The following is a 20,787-nucleotide window of genomic DNA, read 5'->3' as shown; positions in this document are numbered from 1 at the left end:
TGTCGCCTAAGCGCAAGCGTTTGCTCAAAAGCAAATACGGCGCTTGGGCTCCAATCAGACAACTTTTCAATGGTGGGAGCAATTAATGACAACACTGACAATCACTCGTCCTGACGACTGGCACGTTCACTTACGCGATGGGGAAGTTCTTAAAGACACCGTTCGCGACATCAGCCGCTACAATGGCCGTGCGCTGATCATGCCAAATACCGTCCCACCAGTTACTACAACTGAGCTCGCCCTAGCCTACCGTGACCGAATTCTAAAAGAGCAACATGGCGAACAGTTTGAACCTTTGATGGCGCTTTACCTCACAGACAACACCACACCAGATGAAATACGTAAGGCTAAAGCCACCGGAAACATTGTTGCTGCCAAGCTTTATCCTGCTGGCGCTACCACAAACTCAGATTCCGGTGTGACCAATGCGAAGAACATTTACCACGTTCTCGAAGCGATGGAAGAAGTCGGAATGTTACTTTTGGTTCATGGCGAAGTAACACATCACGATGTTGATATCTTCGACCGAGAGAAAGAATTCCTTGATACTGTCCTCGCTCCTATCGTCAATGACTTCCCTAATCTTAAAATCGTTCTAGAACACATCACTACCGCCGACGCAGCAAACTTCGTTAATAACGCCTCAGATAACGTAGCTGCTACCATCACTGCTCACCATCTTCTTTTCAACCGTAACCATATGCTTGTGGGTGGTATTAAACCTCATTTCTACTGTTTGCCAATTCTTAAGCGCGGAACCCACCAGCAAGCGCTGATCGAAGCTGCAACCAGTGGTAGCAAGAAGTTCTTCCTAGGTACCGACTCTGCGCCACATGCGAAAGGGGCAAAAGAGTCAGCTTGCGGTTGTGCTGGTTCTTACACCGCACACGCAGCACTAGAGCTTTATGCAGAAGTATTCGAGAATGAAGGTAAGCTGGAAAACTTGGAAGCGTTTGCAAGCTTCAATGGTCCTGATTTTTACGGCATTGCGCGCAACACAGATACGGTAACGTTAGAAAAATCCGCTTGGGATGTGCCGGAAACGATGCCATTTGGCAATGATATCGTTGTGCCTATTCGAGCAAATGAACAAATTGAGTGGAAAGTGAAGTAAGTACTTTACTGACGTTCCACCCATAAAAGAGGGTCATGCCTTTCTGTGAAAAGAAGTCATGACCCTTGTTGTTCTTTTCTTGTTTTGAGCTGTGATTATTAGTGGCCGCGAATTTTTTCTACAGCTGTCCACACAGCAACCACAATCAAACCCGCCACAAAACCGATAATACCGTTAAGCAAAATAGGCAGAATCGCTGTAGCAACCGAATGACCACTAAAGTTCATAATAATCGGCTCTACAAAGTGATGAATGGCAGGCACGTTGTGCACTACAATCCCCCCACCGACTAAAAACATCGCGGCAGTACCCACAATCGTTAACAACTTCATCAGCTTTGGTGCAAAAGCAACTAAAGCACTGCCGACTTTTGCCATCCAGCCCTTACCTTTTGAGCGAATTTCAAGGTAGAAGCCCAAGTCATCCAATTTCACGATGCCTGCTACTAAGCCATAAACACCAATGGTCATGATGACTGCAATTAAGCTCACCACTAAGATTTGCGTCACAAGGCTCGCCCCAGTCACGGTACCCAACGCAATCACAATGATTTCCGCTGAAAGAATAAAGTCCGTTCGAATCGCACCAGCAACTTTGCGTTTTTCATACTCTTCTATCGACTCGCCAGTATTAACTAACTCTTCTTTTTCTTCGTGCGGATGCGAGTGAGGGAACACTTTCTCAAGCACCTTTTCTGCCCCTTCAAAGCAGAGAAACAAGCCGCCAATTAGCAATAGTGGCATGATAAGCCATGGAATAATCGCGCTAATTAGCAATGCTGAAGGAACTAAAATCAATTTGTTTTTGAACGAGCCTTTCGAAACCGCCCAAACCACTGGAATTTCTCGCTCAGATGCAACACCAGACACTTGTTGAGCGTTTAACGCTAGGTCATCACCCAACACACCTGCGGTTTTCTTTGCCGCCATTTTCGACATTAAGGCGACATCGTCGAGTACCGTGGCAATATCATCCAACAGTGTGAGTAAACTTGCTCCAGCCATTTTTTGTCTCTTATATGAAATTGAGTAAGTAACAAAATGTAACACCAATAAATCACTCATCAAAGTGATGATTTTGCAAAGAATACTATCCCAAATGGTGTTTTATATTGCCGTTAAGATAAGACAGGTCTAGTCTTGTGATACCTTTCAGCAGTCAAAAGAAAAAGTATAGATGAAAAGTGGATACATTTACCCAATCGGTACCCCTGGCCAACCTTGGAGCGAAGAAGAACGTAAAGCTTGGTTAGCAACGCAAGAAGTAAAACGTAGCTACCAAGATGAAGTCGTCAGTAAAATCGATGCCCTACGCGAGCGTTTTGATGTTGAACAATACGGTGCGCTCTCATACAACGAGGCACGTTTCCCTCTATTTTGTATCAAAACTCGCAACTGGGATTCAACGAAGCCTGTTGTTTTGGTTACAGGTGGCGTGCACGGTTACGAGACGAGTGGTGTACATGGCGCTTTAAAGTTTGTAGAAACAGAAGCAGAGCGCTACGCAGAGCATTTCAATATTGTCGTTGCACCTTGCGTGAGCCCTTGGGGTTACGAGGTGATCAACCGCTGGAACCCAAACGCGATTGATCCAAACCGCTCTTTCTATAAGGATAGCCCTGCCGAAGAATCTGCCAACCTCATGAAGCTCGTTGCTACATTAGGCGATGTATTAATGCACATTGATTTGCACGAGACGACAGACTCCGATGAAACAGAGTTCCGTCCTGCGCTTGCCGCTCGTGATGGCATTGAGTACATCGAGGGCATGATCCCAGACGGTTTTTACACAGTTGGAGATAGTGAAAACCCTCAACCCGAGTTTCAAAAAGCGGTGATTGAATCGGTTGCGAAAGTGACTCACATTGCACCTGCAGATGAAAATGGCGAAATCATTGGTTCACCAGTCGTACAGTTTGGCGTTATCAACTATCCAATGGTGAAGCTGGGTCTGTGTGGCGGCGTAACAAATTGCGTTTACGGCACGACAACGGAAGTGTACCCAGACAGCCCAACGGTGACCGACGAAGAGTGCAACGATGCGCAAGTTGCAGCCGTGGTCGGTGGTCTGAATTACGTTCTGGCTCAGTTATAATAAGCGGCTCTTATATTGCTCCGGTGTCATGCCGGAGTATTTCTTGAACATCGCGATAAAAGGGCTAGCTTGGTTATAACCTAACGTCAACGCGACTTCCTTTACGGTCTGCCCTTTACGCAGCAACTCCATAGAATGCAAATAGCGTACACGTAAGCGCCACTCAGTAAAGCTCATGCCCAACTCACTCTGACAGTGTCTCGCCAACGTGCGTTCTGTGGTATGCACTTTTTCCGCCCACTCCGCCAAACTGATCTCATCCGTCGGCGATTCTTCTACTGCTTTTAAGATCGGTTCAAGATACTTGTTATCGGTCGTTGGTAAAAAGTGGTGTTCCACTTCTTGCTTTGCGAGCTGGTCCAATAACACCTGGACCAAGCGCTTGTCTTCATCACTTTGCGCCACGTTAATGTCTCGTTGGCGAAAGTCCTCAATAATGGACGACACGATTGGAGTCACTTTGATCAGACTCGTTTTGGTAGGAAAGTGCGCCGTCAATTCAGGGGCAATGTTCAAAGAACAATATTCGATAGGTTTACGGTTGTAACTAGTATGACGGATTCCAGCAGGAACCCAAATTGCAAGATGCGGAGGCGCTAGAAATCTTGTATCTTCTGCATCCATCTCTAGGATCCCACCGCTGATCAGCTGCACTTGCCCCCAAGGATGGCTATGAATTCGTGTTTCTGTATTAGAGAGAAAGGCTTCAAAATTCATAAATACATCCGATGGTGCGCGGTCGATTGATAATGAGGGATGAAGATTTCTGGCGCTCTTTTTCAAAATTGTCTTCCTATCGCTTACGATGTCTTTTAAGAGATACTTTTTATTATAAAGACCTGCCAGACTAGCGCCATCAATAATTGTGCTATAGGGTTCTCATGATTTATTTACTTCCGTTTTTCACCGTTATGATTTGGGGTGGTAACTCAATTGTGAATAAGATGGCAGCAAGCGCCATTGAACCAAGTGCGATGAGTTTCTATCGTTGGTTTGTCGCAATGGTACTTCTAACTCCATTTTGTCTGCCTGCGATCATCAAACAACGACACATTATTCGACCTTACTTAACTAAGCTGGCATTTCTTGCGTTACTTGGCATGGTGCTCAACCAATCACTTGGCTACTACGCTGGTTTAACGACAACGGCTTCCAACATGGCACTGATTACCTCTTTGGTTCCTTTGATCAGTGTGTTTTTAAGTGTTCCTCTGTTAGGCAAGTCTGTATCAATGTTAAGTATCGTCGGTGGTGTGATTTCGCTCGGCGGCTTGGCGTTTATGCTTGGTCATGGTGATATCACCTACTTTTTACATCAAGACATGACCCAAGGTGATAGCCTTATGCTGATTGCAGCCATGGTATACGCGGCTTATTGCGTGCTGCTAAAACGCTGGAAAATGCCTTTCAGTAGTTTGACTCTGGTTTACATGCAAGGCTTCTTCTCGGTTGTGATGCTTACACCACTTTGGCTCTCTAGTGAGCAACTGTTACCAAGCCAAGACGCGCTACCATTAATCGCCTATGCTGGCATTGCGGCTTCCATTTTTGCGCCGTTAATGTGGGTGAAAGCGATCGATTCAATTGGCGCTGATTCAAGTGCCATGTTCATGAACTTAATGCCCGTGGTTTCTGTCGTACTTGCTTCAACGTTGATTGGTGAGAAAATTTACGCTTACCACATTATTGGTGGGCTGTTAGTCATCTCTGGCGTTATCCTGTCGCAAATAAAAATACGACACAGAAAGCCATTGCCCAATTCTGAGATTGCCTCCACCGCCAATTAATCCCAGTTTCCCAAGCCACAGAACTACGCTGTGGCTTTTTGTTTTCAGCGTTCGAATAAAAGTTAATATTTTGTTTCATTCGCTATTCCCGAAAATTCATCTTACTGCTAAATTGGGAAAACAATAACCCATCAAGGAAAGACAGATGAGCAGTGGTCAAAGAGACATTACCCTTCGCTTTTTAGCAGAACCCAGTGACGTCAATTTCGGCGGAAAAGTGCACGGCGGCGCCGTAATGAAATGGATCGACTTAGCAGCCTACGCCTGCTCTGCAGCGTGGAGTGGCAAGTATTGCATTACTGCATACGCAGGTGGTATTCGTTTTGTTGCGCCGATTCATGTCGGCAACTTAGTCGAAGTTAGCGCGAAAGTCATTTATACCGGACGAAGCTCAATGCACATCGCGATTGACGTGCAAGCCAGTGACCCAAAGCAAATGAAAAACAGACTCACCACTCACTGTATCGTTATTATGGTTGCTGTAGATGAGAACGGGAAACCAACCGACGTACCGAAATGGGTTCCAGAGTCTGATGAAGATAAAGCCTTGGAACAATCCGCTATCCGCCTTATGAACATGCGCAAAGAAATCGGGGAAGAGATGGAAGCGCACGTAAAGTATCTCAAGTAACCTACATCCGTTAAGAACGCTATTGACTACCTCAACGTTACTTATATCCAGAGTGTGGAGCAACATCATGGTTTTGCCATTTGCTTCACACTCGGCCTCCTCTGTCATAAATCCTTCACCTAGCTTTGCTTAAATCCATCCACTATTTTGGAGTTGGATAGAGTTTGGATCTTGAGACTAAAAGAAACGACCTTAAGTGAAGAGACGTTGACCAATTTAAAAGCGGTCGAGTACCAGTGGGTAAGAACCATGTACGTCGAGGGGTATAACGAAACAGAAATTAACCATTACATTCAAACCTGCTTTGGCGGTGATGTCACCTTTGCAAATTTATTTCGTCGCGTCGCACTACAGCAAGAAAGCTTATACACGCTGCTTCAATACGTTGGATGCGCCCCATCCAGTCGAGAGTTTTAATCCTTACCTACCTTAATTTTACTGATACCTGAGCTCAGGTTATTTATGTGAAGTGCTACGCAGGGCATTCCCCTAGCCCTGTGTAATCCATTGCAAAGCCGCTAATCTTTACCTGCTTATTGAACAACTGTATTTAACAAGTATAAAAAAACCTGAGTCTAGACTCAGGTTATGGTTACAAGAAACTGTTAGTGATTGAATCGTAAGGAACTAAGCTAACAGCCAGCTATGCGTAACGCCAATAAAAGCCAAGATATTACTGATCGGCGGCCAAACCAAAATTGTAATATCCGTGCTACGTATAAGGGCGACCATGTGGTCGCCCTTTTCTAGTTATTCTTATCAATCTCAGACCACAAGAGATTATCCTTTCACACCACCAGCGGTTAGACCACCAACCAACCAGCGTTGAGCAAGTAAGAATACGGCAGTGATTGGCACTGCTGAAAGTACAGCAGCTGCAGCAAAGTCACCCCACAAGTAGTTTTGTGGATATAGGTATTGCTGCATACCCACTGCAAGTGTGTACGAGTCTACATCAGAAAGTAGTAGTGATGCTACAGGAACTTCACCAATTACCATGATGAACGACAAGATGAATACTACCGCTAGGATTGGCACAGACAATGGAAGCAATACCAAACGGAATGCTTGCCATGGTGTCGCACCATCCAGTGCCGCCGCTTCTTCTAGAGACGAGTCAATACTTTCGAAGTAGCCTTTAATCGTCCAAACGTGCAGGGCGATACCCCCTAAGTAAGCGAAGATCAGGCCGCCGTGCGTGTTCAAACCAAGGAAAGGAATGTACTGACCCAATTTGTCGAACAACGCGTATAGAGCAACCAATGCCAATACCGCAGGGAACATTTGGAAGATCATCATCGCTTTTAGGATAGTGTTCTTACCTTTGAACTTCATACGAGCAAACGCATAAGCTGATGTGGTTGATAGCGCCACGATTAGGATTGCAGAAATACCACCCACTTTTACTGAGTTCCACAGCCATGTCATGACTGGGAATGGTGGCGGTGTAACTGTACCGTCTGGGTTAGTCACCGAGAAACCTAATGCCAATTTCCAGTGATCAAGCGTTGGGTTGTCTGGGATCAGACTACCCGTTGCAAAGTTACCTTCACGGAATGAAATCGCGATGATCATCAGTAAAGGGAAAATAATCAGTGCCAAGAATGCCCACATCGCAATATGAGTAGCCCAAACACGATACTTTAATGACTTACCTTGTACCATTGCCATTGTAATCTCTCCTTAGTCCTGAGCTACTTTAGTTACGCGTAGGTTGATAAGTGCCAATGCGCCAACCAATAGGAAGATAAGTGTTGCTACTGCACTTGCTAGACCGAAGTCTTGACCGCCCGCACCTTCGAATGCGATTCGGTAGGTGTAACTTACCAATAGGTCTGTGTAACCCGCAGGTTCTGACGTACCAATCATGTTTGGACCACCGCCTGTCAACAACTGGATAAGCACGAAGTTGTTGAAGTTGAAGGCAAAGCTCGCAATCAACAGCGGTGTTAACGGCTTCAACATCATTGGTAGCGTGATACGAGTAAAGTTAGTAATAAAGTTCGCACCATCAATTGCTGACGCTTCATATAAATCATCAGGAATCGCTTTTAGTAGACCCATACATAGAATCATCATGTAAGGGAAACCAAGCCACGTGTTCACGATCAGGATCATGGTTTTCGCCATGAACGGGTCTGAGAACCAAGCAGGGCTAATACCGAACAAACCTTCCAGAAGCATGTTGATCTCACCAAAGCTTTGGTTAAACAAACCTTTAAAGATCAAGATAGAAATAAACGCCGGTACCGCATAAGGCAGAATCAGTAAGAGTCGGTAAACCGAACGGCCTTTTAATGCTTCCCACTGAACAACACTTGCTAGAACAAGACCAATTACAAGCGTAAATAGTACGGTGAGTGCTGAGAACACAATCGTCCAGATAAAGATACTGATAAACGGCTCTTTGATACCATCATCTTTCCACACACGCTCAAAGTTGTGTGTGCCAATGTTCACCACAAAGCCAGGAGACACTGTGCTACCAACAAACTGACCATTTTCATCGACAGGTTGGTAGTAACCTACTTCCATATTTGGACGTAACGTCTCTTCAGTACGATTGTTGTAAAGCGTTTCGCCGTCTTCTTGCAGCGTGTACAAAGGCACAACTGCCGCAAACTTACGTAACCCGCTCATGCGGATGTCTTCACCGCTCGGCAGATGCAAATCAACACTGCTCAACGTATTACGGCTCTTAACAATCGTCTTGATTGATTCTTTCTCGCCCGTTGCTTCTTCAATTGGCGATAGGTCAAGATCCGATGCTGAGAGGCTATCTAGTTGAAAAGTGGGCGTAGCAAGTAGCTCACCATCTTTTTCAACCACAAGCTGATGTCCTTGATCCGTTTTATATAAAGTGAACGGGTAGCTATCACCACTTTGATAAGTTCTGTCCAAAAGTACGCTCTGCGCACGATCAAAAGAGAGTTGGTTTTTCGCGCTGTAGTTGGTAAACGCCAAACCTATGGTGTACGCCAGAGGGAAAAGAATGAAAAGGATCATCCCTGCGATACCAGGGTAGATGTAACGGTGTGCGTACGTCTTTTTACTACCAAAGATGAACAACGCTAAAGCGGTAAGAATGATCGTAAGTAGTGCAAACGCAATCTCACCGCGTGAATACATAAGGATTGTTGCGTAGCCATTGATAATGCCGACTGTGCCTAAAAGTGACCATTTCATGAACACTTTTTTGCTGCTCGGAAGGCTGGCTTCTGGTGCTGTCATAGCATTTGTACCTTGAACTGACTGCATAGGGAACCTGCTAGCGAATATAGAATAAATATAGAAAAGTAAGGAGGAGTTGCCCCCTCCTTAAAAAGGTCTTACTTAATTATTTAGTCATTTGTTTTTCTGCGTCTGCCAATGCTGCATCGACAGTTTGACGACCATCAACTACGTTGATGATTGCGTTCTTAGCCGCGCCCCAGAATGCGTTCATTTGAGGGATATTTGGCATAATTTCGCCGTTCATCGCGTTGTCCATTGTCGCAGCAATACGAGTATCTGAATCTAGTTCACGTTGGAACGAGTTAAGCGCTACCGCACCTAGAGGCTTATCGTTGTTAACCATACGTAGGCCGTCGTTTGTTAGTAGGTAGTTCTCAATGAACTCAACCGCTAGGTCTTTGTTTGGAGACGCAGTGCTGATACCAGCCGTTAGAACACCAACGAATGGCTTAGAAGATTGACCTTGGAACTTAGGTAGCGTAGTCACGCCGTAGTTAACGCCAGACTTCTCGATGTTGCCCCAAGACCATGGACCGTTGATCGTCATCGCTGTCTTGCCTTGGTTGAATGCAGACTCAGATACTGAGTAGTCCATATCTGCAGAAATTACGCCTTTGTCTACCAAGCCTTTTACGAAGCTCATTGCGTCTTTAACGCCTTCTTTCGCGATACCAGCGTCTTTAACATCGTAACCTTCAGAAGTGTATTTGAACGCGTAGCCGCCATCAGCAGCCATTAGTGGCCAAGTGAAGTACGGTTCTTTTAGGTTCCACATGATTGCAGACTTGCCGTCTTTTTTAAGTTTTGCATCTAGCGCTGCAACTTCTTCCCAAGACTTCGGTGGGTTTGGAACTAGGTCTTTGTTGTAGATTAGAGATAGAGACTCAACTGCAACTGGGTAGCCGATCAATTTGCCGTCATAACGTACAGCATCCCAAGCGAAATCAACAATACCTTCTTGAATGTTCTTCGAAGGTTTAATTTCTGCTAGCAGGCCCGCTTCTGCGTAACCACCGAAACGGTCGTGAGCCCAGAATACGATGTCAGGACCGTCACCAGTCGCTGCAGTTTGAGGGAATTTGTCTTGAAGGCCATCTGGGTGAGCCACTGTCACTTTAATGCCAGTGTCTTCTTCGAATTTTTTACCAACTTCAGCAAGGCCGTTGTAACCTTTGTCGCCGTTGATCCAGATAGTAAGTTGTCCTTCTTCGATGGCAGCATTAGCACCAAAAGAACCCAAAGCAACAAGAGTACCTAGTGCTACAGCGCTTAACTTTTTCATGTTCGTATCCTTTTTATATTTTTGATGTAGGGCTAGTCCATTGAGGTTCAGCCGTATTTCGACATATATCATCTGAAATAATCCAATATGTCTCATCCTCCTAATCCCTACGCCCTTACAATTATGACGTATTTTCGTGATCTAAATCGCCAAGGGTAAGAGACTCAAATCACAAAACGGATACTTCCTGTGATCGGTTTCAACTTTAGGTGGGGCAATAATGTGATTTCCGACCAACTGCTTTATTCCTTCTCCTTTTTTACTCCTCCCTACCTACTCCCCCTACAATTATTTCTATTAGGAGGATGTCGCACCTCGCACAATCTTACAAACTTCAGTCATCCAAGAGTGGATGGTAAGAACCCTTTCCCAGCAGTGCCTACGTATTAGGAAAAAGATTTGCTGGTTTTGCATTGCCAGACGAGTGGAATGTCATTATTGGTGTTGTTTGTGGTAATTATTTCACGGGGGAGACAACACGAATAATGTGGGGGAGAGAAACTCGTACTTGGCTATGATGGGTAGCACTTCTATTCAGGACATTTTATTGAAGTGCTACCCTACTTTTCTTACCAACCGCAATAACTTACCGATTCCTACTGTTACTGCTCGCTAGATAATTCATATAATGATGAGCGGTGAATAATAAAAAATTGATCGAGGACGAGCTACATGGCGAGTGTCACGTTAAAAAATGTTTGTAAAGCGTATGGCGACGTACTGATTTCTAAGAACGTAGACCTAACAATCAACGAAGGTGAATTTGTTGTTTTCGTAGGTCCATCAGGTTGTGGTAAATCTACCCTTTTACGTTGTATTGCCGGTCTTGAAGACATTACTTCAGGTGATTTGTATATTGGTGACCAGCGCATGAATGACGTCGAACCATCCAAACGTGGTGTTGGTATGGTATTCCAGTCTTACGCTCTTTACCCACACCTTAACTTATATGACAACATGTCATTTGGCTTAAAATTAGCAAAAGCAGACAAAGCAGAAATCGACAAACGTGTTGAACAGGCTGCAGAAATTCTACAACTGGGTCACTTACTTGAACGCCAACCAAAAGCGCTTTCAGGTGGTCAGCGTCAACGTGTGGCTATCGGTCGAACACTGGTATCGCAACCTAATGTATTCCTTCTGGATGAACCACTATCAAACTTGGATGCCGCACTGCGTGTAAACATGCGTGCGCAAATCACTAAGCTACAACGTCAACTTGGTTGCACCATGATCTACGTAACGCACGATCAGGTAGAAGCAATGACAATGGCAGATAAAATCGTTGTACTAGACGGCGGTTATGTATCGCAAGTTGGTAAGCCGCTTGAGCTTTACCATTACCCACAAAACCGCTTTGTAGCAGGCTTTATCGGTTCTCCGAAAATGAACTTCATGAGCGTATTCATTGATGAAGTAGAAGCAGAGCGCGTCAAAGTTCAACTATCTAATGGCGTATCTTTCTGGATTCCAGTGGATGGCACGACGGTTAACCGTGGCGATCGCATGTCTTTAGGCATTCGCCCTGAGCACCTATTATCCGCTTCTGAAGCTGATGCAAGCATTCACGGTGAAGTGATGATTGTAGAGAAGCTAGGTAATGAAACTCAAGTATACCTAAACCTAGAAGGCGCAGACGCAGACGTTATTTTCCGTCAGCCTGACACGCTCGCAGTCGATACCGGCGATAAAATCGAGATTGGTATTCCAGCACACCGTTGTCACCTGTTCCACAGTGATGGTCGTGCATGCCGCCGCCTATACAAAGAAAACGGCGTAGAAGTCGAATAATTCATTCGTCCTGATTCACAATAAATCCCTCTCACTTGAGAGGGATTTTTTTATCCTAATAAATATAAGTAATTCGATACTAAATCATTAATCGTTAACGAATAAGATCACCCGTTTCTTCTACCTTCACATAAACCATTGTCTTTGTACTGATACTTCATTTTTAATACTTTTCCTCATCCCTCATGAGTAAGTACCAGCTTTTTCCTAACCCGCCAAACTTAGCCAAAGGTCTAAATTTCATTCTTATTTCCACTTACCTCAACAACGCAAATTTTTACACTTATCAACGAAATTACACGTGACAAAAAACTCAGAAGCATTCAACAGAATGCTCTGTTCACCAACTACTAATAACGCTCACGACACGGCAATTGGGGGAGACACCCAAGGGCGGTAGCGTGTAAGAAGGGAAACTGAGTCATGAAACAAAAAGGACTTATCCGCTCTCACGAGATGGAGTTCGCTTTTTTATATCGCATCTCAGATCTTGCTGTCATCGTCTCTTTTATGCTGCTTTTAGTGTTCAAAGACATGAATACTGCGATGGGGAAAGATTACGTCATACTGGCTTTTGTTGGAGGCATCTCCTTTCTATTTATGGCAGAAAGCGGCAACCTGTACCGCTCTTGGCGAACCAGTTCGTTTAAAGAGCAGATGATTATTGTCTGTGTAGCCTGGGCAGTAACTTCCGCGCTTATCTTTATTGTTCTGTATTTTTCGGAAGTCTATGACTTATTTGATAACACTATTCTGGCATTGTGGTTTGCGATTACGCCCGCTCTACTTTTGGCATGGCGAGTGACATTCCGTACCGGATTAGCCTATTTAAGAAAAAAAGGATTCAACACTCGTACTGCAATAATCATCGGCCAAACTCCTCACGGCATTACCCTTGCTAACGAAATTCAAAACCACACTGAACACGGTGTACTTTTTGATGGCTTTTACGATGAGCGTTCTTCCGACAGATTGCCAAATTCTGCTTACCCTATTAAAGGGGCAGTTGACCACGCTCTTGAGCGAGCCAAAAAAGGGGAAGTGGATTACGTCTATATCGCAATGCCAATGCACGCAAAAGAACGTATTGCATCGCTTCTTAACCAATTCTCAGACACCACCGCAAATACGTATCTGATTCCCGACTTCTTTACCTATAACCTTTTGCATTCTCGTTGGGCGCAAATCGGCCAAGTTCAAACGCTCAGCGTATTTGATACGCCATTTGCTGGAATTTCTTCCTGGGTAAAACGGTTTGAAGACATCTTGTTTTCGAGCATTATTTTAGCCTTGATCTCTCCAGTCCTGCTCACCATTGCGATTGGCATTAAGCTGACCTCTAAAGGTCCGGTCATTTTTAAACAGCATCGTTACGGCCTCGATGGACGCAAGATTGAAGTCTGGAAATTCCGTTCAATGACCACTATGGATCAAGGCCCTCACGTGAAACAGGCGACAAAGAACGACCCACGCATTACGCCTTTTGGTGGTTTTTTGCGTCGCACCTCTTTGGATGAACTACCTCAATTTATCAATGTACTGCAAGGGACCATGTCTATTGTTGGTCCACGCCCTCATGCCGTGGCGCACAATGAAGAGTATCGCCAGATTGTTGACCGCTACATGCTACGTCACAAAGTAAAACCGGGCATTACTGGCTGGGCGCAAATTAATGGCTATCGCGGCGAAACAGACACCTTAGAAAAAATGGAAAAGAGAGTCGAGTTTGATTTGGATTACATCCACCACTGGTCTGTTTGGATGGACATCAAAATCATCTTCATGACCGTTTTCAAAGGGTTCACTGGTGCTAACGCTTACTAAGGTTGAAACTATGAAGAAACTGACAATGGCAATAGCATTGAGTCTGTTTTCAACTGGCTTACTCGCAGAACCGATGGCTTACCAAACCGAGTCTGGCATTGAGTTTATTCCCCTCGTAAGAACTTTCTACGAGGGCGATGACAACATCAACAAAGCGGAGGAATCCGGCAATGTAGAATCGGTCAATATTTGGGGTATAGAGCCAAGCTTATTAGCACGTATAGAAAGGAATCGCTATCGCGCAGATATTTTGTACAAGTTGAAAGCAGGTTTTTCATCCGATGACCGCAACGACTTCGACGATCATACCTTTCAGTTTTCCAACTTTTTTGAGTTCAATCATCGTCATCGTTTAGTGGTTGATTATCGTTTTCGCGCCCAGCATGAAATTAGAGGGGAAGACATTACCGAAGGTAATGGTAGCGCAATCGACTCACCAATAGAGTTCAACCGTAACGATATCAAAACCAATTATGTCTTTGGCTCTAACGGTGCAAAAGGCAGACTCGAATTCGGTTTAGGCTACAGTGATAAAACCTATCAAAACTACCGTGACGGCTTGCCTGGGCGCACAAACGCTAAAACAAAATACAACGATTTTCGAGCCCCCAATGCACACTTGGAATTCTATTTAAGGGCGACGCCAAGAACCTATTGGTTGGTTGGGACAAAACAAATAGTAACCGACTATCAGCACCGAAATTCTTCGCAACCATCCAAAGATAACAACACCAGTTTCTATTACACCGGTGCCGAATGGGAAGTCACAGGAAAAACCAAAGGCATCGCTCGACTCGGTTATCAAATCAAAGATTTTGACAGCGCTCACCGAGAGACATTTAAAGGCTTTAGTTGGGATATCGGCTTTGAATGGTTGCCTCAAGAACAAACTCTAGTCAGCGTGAAAACCACTCAAGCAGCGGTTAACCCTGACCAAGATGGCGATTACAACCTACAAACTCGTTATCGACTGAACCTCAAGCACGATTGGAATAGTTACCTTGCAACTCGCTTAGGTGCTATTTATCAACAAGATGACTATACGGGGATCACCAGAAACGACGATCGCTACACCCTATCTTTTGGTATCGATTATCAAATTAAACGCTGGGTACAGCTGCAAGCCGACTGGCAATACCAAGATAAAACCTCTAACCGACCAGATTATAGCTTCGAACAGAACATTTGGACTTTAAGCGCACAGTTTTCTCTGTAAAAAGGATTATTAATGAAGGCATTCATCACATTCATGAGTGTAGCGTTGTTGCTATTTAGCACTTTGGTCAACGCTGACTCAAACGAGGAAGATTACTTACTCGATACTGGCGATACCATTTCCGTGCAGGTCTATGGTGAAGAAGATCTTACGATTAAAAATATTCTAATAACGTCAGATGGCTATTTTGATTACCCCTACCTTGGCCGAATCAAAGCAATCAAAAAAACACCGAAACAACTCAAGTACGAAATAGAAACGGGCTTAAAAGGCGATTATCTCATCAACCCAAAAGTGATGGTCACTATCAATAACTTTCGTCTGTTTTACGTTAATGGCGAAGTCAGGAAACCAGGTGGATTTGAGTACCGTCCAGGGTTAACCATAGAGAAGGCCATCGCTTTAGCGGGTGGCTTGACCGACCGAGCCTCACGCAAAGGCATTAACCTCACCAAACATAAAACGGGTCAAACGATAGAGGGTGTCAGTATGCACCGCAACGTTGAGCCTGGTGACATTGTATTTATCGACCAGAGCTTCTTTTAAGTGACAGGGAATCAAATGAACGGGACTCATCCAAATAATCTCCAGATGAACAAAGTAGAACTGATTCGTTTTGGTCATCACTTTAAAGCGATTAAAAAGAATTGGCTAAGCATCGCAGCTTTCACGCTTCTGTTTTCATTAACTTGTACTTGGTATATCTACTCCAAAGCATCGATATACCAAGCTACAGCAACGCTACTCATCCAAGAAGAACAAAAAAGCGCCCTTTCAATCGAGGAAGTATATGGCGTCGACACGACAAAAAAAGAGTACTTTCAAACGCAAATCGCTATTTTAAAATCGAATCATATCGCAGATAAGGTCATTAGAGAGCTGAACCTAACTCAACTACCGGAGTTCACACGCTCAGGTGGATTAAATCAAAAGATCGACCAAATAAAGTCGATCCCTTTTGTTCAAGACCTACTGAATGTGGCACCAAGCCCAAAAGAAACCGCCCAATTTTCAGAGTCCTATTATCAGGCACTTCAAGCTTTCAGAAGTAAACTCGATATTGAGCCAGTACGTAACACCCAATTAGTCAGAATTCGCTTTCGTTCTACCGATCCTAAGCTTGCTACGACAATCGCTAACGCGGTCGGCCAAGCCTACATTGACGCAAATTTTGAAGCCAAATTGGTCGTTACACAAAATGCGGCTACTTGGTTGACAAATAACTCACAAAAATTGGAGGAGCGATTACGTAACTCTGAGCAAGCGCTGCAAGAGTTCTTGTTAAAAGAAGGGTTGATCGATATAAACGGTATTGATGAAATTTACGCCAATGAGCTAGAGGAACTCACTCGCAAGCTAAATGTCGCTGTTAATAAGCGCATTGAAGCGCAGACGTTAATCCAACTGTTAAGACGTAAATCTTCACAAAGTTTAGACAGCTTGCTGTCAATTGATGAATTCGCTAATCAAGCGCAGATCCGCGACCTCAAATTATCGGAAGCACAGGCAGCCAAAAATCTCTCTGAACTGGCACAGCGCTACGGCCCCAAGCATGACCGAATGATTCAGGCAAAAGCGCAGCTTGCTGAAATTCAAGCAAGAACCCAGCAACTCATTCGTGACATTTCCTTCAGCAAGCAACAAGACCTTCTTGCTGCAAAGGCGCAAGAGGACATGCTTCGAGCAGAACTCGATAACAAAAAGTCTGACTTCCAATCGTTAGGGTCACAAAAAGCGCGTTATGAACAGTTAAAACGCGAGGTTGAATCCAATAAGGCACTCTATGAAGCGTTCTTAAATCGTGAGAAAGAGACCAACGCCACCAGCGACTACAAAAATGTCACTGCGCGTTTTACTGACAAAGCCATCATCCCTCTATTTCCGGTAGCACCGCAACGAATCAAACTGGTAGTGATTGCCACCTTTTTTGGCTTTGCCATTGCTTGCGCTCTGATCATCATCTTAGAAACGATGCGAGAAGTTATCCGAAGCACAGCCGATGTGCAGGAAAAACTTGGTGTTACGTGTTTAGGTGTGATTCCTATGGTCAAAAAACGCAATTTGCGTAAAAACGGCGTCAGTTATACCGCGTATTTAGATGATGAAGAAAAGCTATTTAGTGAAGCTTGCCGCTCCGTCAGAACCTCGCTTCTGCTCAGACTAACCAACACGAAGCAAAAGATATTGCCCTTTACTTCTGCCATTCCAGAAGAAGGAAAAACATCGACCAGTATCAATATGGCGGTGTCGTTTTCAAAAATGGAAAAGGTATTGATCATCGACTGCGATTTACGCCGACCTTCCATCGCAAAACGGTTTGGTATTGCTGAATCAAGCCCAGGCTTAACGCATATCCTGACTATGGATACGCCAATCAAAGATTGTGTTACACATATAGAAGAAGCCAACTTAGATGTATTACCGGCAGGCCTAATTCCGCCAAACCCACAGGAACTGCTAGCTTCTGAACGCTTTAAAAAGTTGCTCGAACATTTTCAAAATAAGTATGACCGGATCATTATCGATACACCGCCCCTACTGTCAGTGAGTGATGCACTTATTCTTGGTCAGTATGCCAATGGTCTGATTACCGTCATTCGCTCAGAATCGACAAAATCATCACTGGTTAACCTTGCGTTATCTAAACAAATACAACACTCAGTTCCATCTCTTGGCGTCTTAATCACACAAGCCAAGACTAAGGAAGGAGAAACGCTTTATGTCCAGAAATACGCCTACTAACTCAAACGCATCTTGGTACCAAACGTTGAAAAGCCAAGAACAACCGGTATTGATCTATCAAATGGGCAAAGTAGGTTCGAGTGCATTAGAACATTCCATTCCTAACTCGATTCACTTGCACGACCTTATGACTGTCGATGCGCAAAAACAGATATCCCCTGTTAGAGCGCAATTGCATAAACCTCAGATCAATGCGTTAAAGCGACGACTCAAGCGCATAGCGATGAGCCGTATGTTAAAGCACAAGAAAAAAGTTCGAATTATCTCACTGGTGCGTGAACCGATCGGACGAAATGTTTCAATGTTCTTTCAAGCACTTCCGTTTTGGATGGCGGACAAATACCTAAAAGATGATAGCGCAATCCGTACCGAACGTCCGCAGTTACTCCAAGAGGCATTTGATAAGCACATGAATCATCAATATGCGCTGCAGTGGTTTGACAACGAGATCAAACAACTAACAGGGATTGATGTGTTTAACGAACCTTTTAATCACGAAGTAGGCTATCAGACATACCATAACAATAACTTTTCACTGTTGGTCATTCGAAGTGACAAGCTAAAGCAGGCTAACTCCGCAGTTGAAGGCTTTTTAGGTTACCCCGTGGATGTTGTTTATGAAAATCAGTCAGACAACAAATGGTACTCGCCACTAATGAAAGAATTCAAAACGCAATTTCAACCTACACCCGAGTACGTTGAAGAAATGCTGAATTCTAAATTGACGAAGCACTTTTTCTCAAATGCAGAAATCACCGACCTTAAACAGCAATATCTGACTAATTAATCATGAAAACCAAGATTCTACATATTATTAATGATCTTTCTCAGAACGGCGGTGCTCAGAAGTTCTTAGTCGACCTTGTTTTAGAACATAAGCCTGAATACGAAATCAAAATTTTGGTCTTGTGTGATGAAAATGATTACTTACCAACGCTATCCGCCCAAGGGATAGAGTGTTTTAACTGGCGCACTTTGTCATTGAGTGAGAAATACTGTTTGCTGCGTTGGCCGCATGTCGTTCACGGGCACCTCTACCCTTCCATTTATCTAGCGCTATTGGCGGTAGGTAAAAAACGAATCCAGACTGAGCACTGCTCTTACAACCGTCGACGTGACTATCCGTTGTTTAAGTTCATGGAATATGTCTTGTATTGGGGCCACGACTTGACGGTCAGTATTAGTGAAAAAGTACAAGATGAACTGGTGAAGTTCATGCCTCGCTACCAACATAAATATCACGTGGTGCACAATGGCGTTGATTTAAAAAGGTTTCCTATGATGCCGAAGTGCTCCAGCCACCTAATCGACAAACCAATCATCAAGATTGGCATGGTGGGCCGACTTCACCAACATAAAGATCATGAAACTCTTATCCAAGCACTTGTCCATTTACCGAGACGATACGAGCTCCATCTTGCTGGAGATGGCGAAAAAAAATCGTCACTGCAAGCGTTGGCAACAAAGCTCAACGTCACGCAACGTGTTCACTTTCATGGGGTAGTTTCTGATGTTCCAGCGTTTTTGAACGACATGGACATTTACGTGCAATCATCGCATGTCGAAGGCTTTGGCTTGGCGGCGGTTGAGGCCATGGCAGCAGGCTTACCCGTATTATCATCGGACGTACCCGGTTTGGATGACGTCACCGGACGTGCCGAATATTTATTTCAGGTTGGTAACTCAAATGAGCTGAGCCAGAAAGTGCTCCAGCTGTGTGAAAGTGTTGAGCGGTATGACGCTGCAAGTCAATACTCAGTCAATAGGGCCTCTCTCTACACCATCGATAAATTTCGTGAAGGTTACTATGGAATCTACCAGCAGCTTTGCACCAACAAATAGCTCCGCGCCATCGAGCCATCGAGCCTCATGGTTTGCAGCATGCCTATTAGCATTGTTCTTTATTCCTATGAAGTTTCGTGCTGGAGGAATAGCACTAGCACCATCAGACATCGTAAGTCTTTTGTCCATTGGTTTTACAGCGTTAGTGGTATTGGAAGGAAAAGCTGAAAAACTCATGCATCCCTGCATGGGGTTCCTCGTATTGTTCACTGGGTATGTGTTCTTAAATGGCCTGCTAAATCGCGTCCCCCTAATGCCGCTAGTTATAGAAACCGTGCAATGGCTGGCGATTCTCTGCTTGCTTAGCCTAATGTACGCCTATGGCGTGTTTGATGATGAATGGGTAATGGTTTATTTCACTTATCTGCTGTTTTTCATCTGTACGCTCGTTGCCTTATGGCACTTTGCTCAAGGCTATCAAAGCGGGTTTAAGTTACTCGGGGTAAGTAAATACGGGTTCGGTGTACTTTGCTCACTACTGTACCTTTATCGGGATAAAATTCGCGCTTTCCACCTTTTGATGCTCGTTGCTTTGGTATTACTGGTGTTGTCGCAAGAAAGAAAAGCACTACTTGGTTTTTGTCTGCTTTTCTTCTTTGACCAGCTGCTCGTAAAAAACCTGATGAGAAAATCGCTTAATGAAACGTATACGTGGACCATTTTATTGGCCTTAAGCTTTATGGTGTTCACTGCCGTCGCAACTACACTCTATGTTGGGTTTGAAACGTTAGCAGACACATTGGAAATAACCCAAGAAGACGTCTTATTTGCCAACCAAAGTGAAGCTCGCTGGGTGTCGAACCTTCATAGAAAACTCTTACTTGCCAATGGGTTAGATATTTTACTTCAACACCCTATTTTAGGTGTCGGCGCGAAGATGCTGCCCAACTTTATGATCAGTTACTTTAACTATGATGAGCTGGCGATCTACACCCACAACTTTGTGTTAGATACCGCAATTGAATACGGGTTGCTCGGTATCGCCCTATTGTTTGGTGGTTATTTTCTGTTTATTCGCTTTTGCTTCCGTAGTCTCAATGACAACAGAAAAAGCCTCTTACTCGCGATATACGCCCTCATCATGGTGTTCTTCGTTGCGGTAAATACCACCATCATTTTAATACTCTTATTACCCGTCATGATAAGCATGAGCCGCGAGTCAACGGTCAACACCATTGCTCATACTTTTCCGGTAAACCATCACCACGAATTTGAATAATCAAGGATAGG

General features: G+C 44.3%; 18 protein-coding genes. 13 read left to right on the top strand and 5 right to left on the bottom strand.

All coding sequences use genetic code 11. The features are described from left to right. Window positions 1–85 precede the first annotated feature (85 nt). Window positions 86–1,114, top strand: a complete 1,029-nt coding sequence (gene pyrC, locus OO778_RS22540; protein ID WP_237311266.1) for a dihydroorotase — start codon at window positions 86–88, stop codon at window positions 1,112–1,114. 98 nt (window positions 1,115–1,212) lie between these two features. Here the strand turns inward: pyrC and OO778_RS22535 are convergent, their stop codons facing one another. Further along, on the bottom strand, window positions 1,213–2,118 hold the full coding sequence (locus OO778_RS22535) for a DUF808 domain-containing protein (protein WP_264911789.1): 906 nt from the start codon (window positions 2,116–2,118) through the stop codon (window positions 1,213–1,215). Between the two features lie 172 nt (window positions 2,119–2,290). Between OO778_RS22535 and OO778_RS22530 the strand changes: the two genes are divergently transcribed. Continuing rightward, window positions 2,291–3,208: a M14 family metallocarboxypeptidase gene (locus OO778_RS22530; protein WP_104972838.1), complete on the top strand. Its 918-nt coding sequence runs from the start codon at window positions 2,291–2,293 to the stop codon at window positions 3,206–3,208. Here OO778_RS22530 and OO778_RS22525 read toward each other — a convergent pair. Next, window positions 3,203–3,991: a helix-turn-helix transcriptional regulator gene (locus tag OO778_RS22525; protein ID WP_257889293.1), complete on the bottom strand. Its 789-nt coding sequence runs from the start codon at window positions 3,989–3,991 to the stop codon at window positions 3,203–3,205. The genes OO778_RS22530 and OO778_RS22525 overlap by 6 nt on opposite strands. Before the next feature lie 98 nt (window positions 3,992–4,089). Between OO778_RS22525 and OO778_RS22520 the strand changes: the two genes are divergently transcribed. The 3 genes from OO778_RS22520 to OO778_RS22510 all read left to right on the top strand — a co-directional run bounded on the left by OO778_RS22520 (window position 4,090) and on the right by OO778_RS22510 (window position 6,043). Continuing rightward, window positions 4,090–4,995, top strand: coding sequence for a DMT family transporter (locus OO778_RS22520; RefSeq protein ID WP_074189861.1), 906 nt, complete (start codon window positions 4,090–4,092; stop codon window positions 4,993–4,995). Window positions 4,996–5,140: 145 nt separating this feature from the next. Then, window positions 5,141–5,626, top strand: a complete 486-nt coding sequence (locus tag OO778_RS22515; protein WP_005392490.1) for an acyl-CoA thioesterase — start codon at window positions 5,141–5,143, stop codon at window positions 5,624–5,626. 171 nt (window positions 5,627–5,797) lie between these two features. Further along, window positions 5,798–6,043, top strand: coding sequence for a hypothetical protein (locus OO778_RS22510; RefSeq protein WP_005375277.1), 246 nt, complete (start codon window positions 5,798–5,800; stop codon window positions 6,041–6,043). 363 nt (window positions 6,044–6,406) lie between these two features. Here OO778_RS22510 and malG read toward each other — a convergent pair whose 3' ends face one another. The 3 genes from malG to malE form a co-directional block, all read right to left on the bottom strand. Continuing rightward, window positions 6,407–7,297 carry a maltose ABC transporter permease MalG gene (malG, locus tag OO778_RS22505; RefSeq protein ID WP_005375275.1) on the bottom strand — a complete coding sequence of 297 codons (891 nt, stop codon included), beginning with the start codon at window positions 7,295–7,297 and terminating at the stop codon, window positions 6,407–6,409. 12 nt (window positions 7,298–7,309) lie between these two features. Beyond that, the gene (gene malF, locus OO778_RS22500; protein WP_031780258.1) at window positions 7,310–8,884 is read right to left on the bottom strand and encodes a maltose ABC transporter permease MalF; all 1,575 of its coding nucleotides are present in this window, start codon (window positions 8,882–8,884) and stop codon (window positions 7,310–7,312) included. A gap of 79 nt (window positions 8,885–8,963) precedes the next feature. Further along, a complete protein-coding gene (gene malE, locus OO778_RS22495) occupies window positions 8,964–10,142 on the bottom strand; it encodes a maltose/maltodextrin ABC transporter substrate-binding protein MalE (protein ID WP_005375272.1) in 1,179 nt (392 codons plus the stop codon). A 672-nt stretch (window positions 10,143–10,814) separates the two neighbouring features. Between malE and malK the strand changes: the two genes are divergently transcribed. The 8 genes from malK (at window position 10,815) to OO778_RS22455 (ending at window position 20,776) form a co-directional block, all read left to right on the top strand. Next, window positions 10,815–11,933: a maltose/maltodextrin ABC transporter ATP-binding protein MalK gene (malK, locus tag OO778_RS22490; protein ID WP_005375271.1), complete on the top strand. Its 1,119-nt coding sequence runs from the start codon at window positions 10,815–10,817 to the stop codon at window positions 11,931–11,933. Window positions 11,934–12,356: 423 nt separating this feature from the next. After that, window positions 12,357–13,757 carry an undecaprenyl-phosphate glucose phosphotransferase gene (locus tag OO778_RS22485; protein WP_005392488.1) on the top strand — a complete coding sequence of 467 codons (1,401 nt, stop codon included), beginning with the start codon at window positions 12,357–12,359 and terminating at the stop codon, window positions 13,755–13,757. A 10-nt stretch (window positions 13,758–13,767) separates the two neighbouring features. Continuing rightward, window positions 13,768–14,973 (top strand): outer membrane beta-barrel protein, encoded by a 1,206-nt coding sequence (locus tag OO778_RS22480; RefSeq protein WP_264911783.1) that lies wholly within the window; start codon window positions 13,768–13,770, stop codon window positions 14,971–14,973. A gap of 33 nt (window positions 14,974–15,006) precedes the next feature. Next, the gene (locus OO778_RS22475) at window positions 15,007–15,519 is read left to right on the top strand and encodes a polysaccharide biosynthesis/export family protein (protein WP_031780257.1); all 513 of its coding nucleotides are present in this window, start codon (window positions 15,007–15,009) and stop codon (window positions 15,517–15,519) included. A 15-nt stretch (window positions 15,520–15,534) separates the two neighbouring features. Then, window positions 15,535–17,715 (top strand): polysaccharide biosynthesis tyrosine autokinase, encoded by a 2,181-nt coding sequence (locus OO778_RS22470; RefSeq protein ID WP_264911781.1) that lies wholly within the window; start codon window positions 15,535–15,537, stop codon window positions 17,713–17,715. After that, window positions 17,693–18,502: a putative capsular polysaccharide synthesis family protein gene (locus tag OO778_RS22465; protein WP_046873778.1), complete on the top strand. Its 810-nt coding sequence runs from the start codon at window positions 17,693–17,695 to the stop codon at window positions 18,500–18,502. The genes OO778_RS22470 and OO778_RS22465 overlap by 23 nt, the downstream gene beginning before the upstream one ends. Window positions 18,503–18,504: 2 nt before the next feature. Continuing rightward, the gene (locus OO778_RS22460; protein WP_168187731.1) at window positions 18,505–19,557 is read left to right on the top strand and encodes a glycosyltransferase; all 1,053 of its coding nucleotides are present in this window, start codon (window positions 18,505–18,507) and stop codon (window positions 19,555–19,557) included. Continuing rightward, entirely contained in the window at window positions 19,523–20,776 is a 1,254-nt protein-coding gene (locus OO778_RS22455) for an O-antigen ligase family protein (protein ID WP_104970209.1), read from the top strand. Before OO778_RS22460 ends, OO778_RS22455 begins: the two co-directional genes overlap by 35 nt. Window positions 20,777–20,787 lie beyond the last annotated feature (11 nt).

Origin of the sequence: Vibrio sp. STUT-A16, from assembly GCF_026000495.1 — a bacterium.
Lineage (GTDB): Bacteria > Pseudomonadota > Gammaproteobacteria > Enterobacterales > Vibrionaceae > Vibrio > Vibrio diabolicus.
This window is presented reverse-complemented; position numbering and strand designations above follow the sequence as displayed.

Excerpts from the sequence above, each read along its gene's own strand:
- malE (WP_005375272.1), bottom strand. The coding sequence starts at position 10,142 with ATGAAAAAGTTAAGCGCTGTAGCACTAGGTACTCTTGTTGCTTTGGGT.
- OO778_RS22480 (WP_264911783.1), top strand. The coding sequence starts at position 13,768 with ATGAAGAAACTGACAATGGCAATAGCATTGAGTCTGTTTTCAACTGGC.
- OO778_RS22515 (WP_005392490.1), top strand. The coding sequence starts at position 5,141 with ATGAGCAGTGGTCAAAGAGACATTACCCTTCGCTTTTTAGCAGAACCC.
- malK (WP_005375271.1), top strand. The coding sequence starts at position 10,815 with ATGGCGAGTGTCACGTTAAAAAATGTTTGTAAAGCGTATGGCGACGTA.
- OO778_RS22475 (WP_031780257.1), top strand. The coding sequence starts at position 15,007 with ATGAGTGTAGCGTTGTTGCTATTTAGCACTTTGGTCAACGCTGACTCA.
- OO778_RS22455 (WP_104970209.1), top strand. The coding sequence starts at position 19,523 with ATGGAATCTACCAGCAGCTTTGCACCAACAAATAGCTCCGCGCCATCG.
- malG (WP_005375275.1), bottom strand. The coding sequence starts at position 7,297 with ATGGCAATGGTACAAGGTAAGTCATTAAAGTATCGTGTTTGGGCTACT.
- OO778_RS22465 (WP_046873778.1), top strand. The coding sequence starts at position 17,693 with ATGTCCAGAAATACGCCTACTAACTCAAACGCATCTTGGTACCAAACG.
- OO778_RS22485 (WP_005392488.1), top strand. The coding sequence starts at position 12,357 with ATGAAACAAAAAGGACTTATCCGCTCTCACGAGATGGAGTTCGCTTTT.
- OO778_RS22460 (WP_168187731.1), top strand. The coding sequence starts at position 18,505 with ATGAAAACCAAGATTCTACATATTATTAATGATCTTTCTCAGAACGGC.
- pyrC (WP_237311266.1), top strand. The coding sequence starts at position 86 with ATGACAACACTGACAATCACTCGTCCTGACGACTGGCACGTTCACTTA.
- OO778_RS22535 (WP_264911789.1), bottom strand. The coding sequence starts at position 2,118 with ATGGCTGGAGCAAGTTTACTCACACTGTTGGATGATATTGCCACGGTA.
- malF (WP_031780258.1), bottom strand. The coding sequence starts at position 8,884 with ATGCAGTCAGTTCAAGGTACAAATGCTATGACAGCACCAGAAGCCAGC.
- OO778_RS22530 (WP_104972838.1), top strand. The coding sequence starts at position 2,291 with ATGAAAAGTGGATACATTTACCCAATCGGTACCCCTGGCCAACCTTGG.
- OO778_RS22470 (WP_264911781.1), top strand. The coding sequence starts at position 15,535 with ATGAACGGGACTCATCCAAATAATCTCCAGATGAACAAAGTAGAACTG.
- OO778_RS22520 (WP_074189861.1), top strand. The coding sequence starts at position 4,090 with ATGATTTATTTACTTCCGTTTTTCACCGTTATGATTTGGGGTGGTAAC.